This window comes from Pseudomonas sp. SIMBA_068 (assembly GCF_046534705.1).
GTDB classification, from domain to species: domain Bacteria; phylum Pseudomonadota; class Gammaproteobacteria; order Pseudomonadales; family Pseudomonadaceae; genus Aquipseudomonas; species Aquipseudomonas putida.
Map to the genome: position 1 here is coordinate 1 of NZ_JAWRYI010000846.1, position 260 is coordinate 260.

1 protein-coding gene is annotated in these 260 nt (G+C 28.8%); it reads right to left on the reverse strand.

Annotated features, from left to right (window positions below):
• Nucleotides 1–223, reverse strand: a 223-nt coding sequence (locus SB756_RS31720; RefSeq protein WP_410913453.1) for a hypothetical protein, incomplete at its 3' end; no start/stop codon positions are given.
• Nucleotides 224–260 lie beyond the last annotated feature (37 nt).

The following is a 260-nucleotide window of genomic DNA, read 5'->3' on the forward strand; positions in this document are numbered from 1 at the left end:
TCAGTGTAATTTGTGTATTAATAGTGCTGGTATTTTTAAAATTTTGAGATTTTAAAAAATTAATTATTTTTTCAATTGTTGAGTCAGTAGCTTCATCAGTAGATAGCATTAGTGAAAGTGCTAAAGAGCGATAATACATAAGCTGAAATTTATTGTTTTTTGGATCTTGTACTAAAGCTTCATTGATAACTTGATTAGCCAAGCTGGCTTTTTTATGTGCCATCCGTTTATCACTCAAATAGCTCAGTAAATAACTTTGT